This window comes from Clostridium fessum (assembly GCF_027698965.1).
Lineage (GTDB): Bacteria > Bacillota > Clostridia > Lachnospirales > Lachnospiraceae > Otoolea > Otoolea fessa.
In genome coordinates this window covers 1-663 of record NZ_JAQEQF010000021.1, presented here as the reverse complement: position 1 = coordinate 663, position 663 = coordinate 1, and the positions used below count along the sequence as shown (strand labels likewise).

The following is a 663-nucleotide window of genomic DNA, read 5'->3' as shown; positions in this document are numbered from 1 at the left end:
GGATTACCCATAAGTATATTGTAGTAGTGATGAGTTAGGTGCGCCAAATTTTTTATCAAGATACAGAACTAGCGTTTGCCAAGTGTGGGGGCATATGGTATAATATAAACATGGAAAAAGATATATTTACTATTAAGAGAAATACACTTTCATATGGTAGAGGATATGTGTATTCTTTGCAATATCATCTTGTCTGGTGCACGAAATATCGAAAACAGGTCCTGAAAAATGGGATAGACGCAGAATGTAAAAAAATGTTGTATGGGCTTGCGGAGGAATACAAATTTAAGATTCTGGCGATGGAGGTTATGCCAGATCATATTCATTTACTTCTGGATTGCAAACCGCAATTTTTTATATCAGACATGATAAAGATTATGAAAGGGAATCTGGCACGTCAGTTGTTTCTTTCGCATCCGGAATTAAAACAGGAGCTGTGGGGAGGACATTTGTGGAATCCATCGTATTGTGCAGTCACCGTAAGTGACCGAAGCAGGGATCAGGTAGTGGCATACATTGAGGGACAAAAAGAGAAGGAAAAAAGAAAGTAGGAAATTTTATGCAGATTGTATCCAGCTATGGAGTAGAAATTAAAAAAAAGAATATACCGCTCCGCTCTACGCTGGATATTTTTCGGAAGGCAGTTTCCTATCTGATTCCGGT

At 38.2% G+C, this 663-nt stretch carries 1 protein-coding gene; it reads left to right on the top strand.

Translation table 11 applies throughout. The features are described 5' to 3' along the window. The first annotated feature begins 110 nt into the window (after positions 1 to 110). The gene (gene tnpA, locus PG862_RS14305) at positions 111 to 551 is read left to right on the top strand and encodes an IS200/IS605 family transposase (RefSeq protein WP_107001913.1); all 441 of its coding nucleotides are present in this window, start codon (positions 111 to 113) and stop codon (positions 549 to 551) included. Positions 552 to 663 lie beyond the last annotated feature (112 nt).

Excerpts from the sequence above, each read along its gene's own strand:
- tnpA (WP_107001913.1), top strand. The coding sequence starts at position 111 with ATGGAAAAAGATATATTTACTATTAAGAGAAATACACTTTCATATGGT.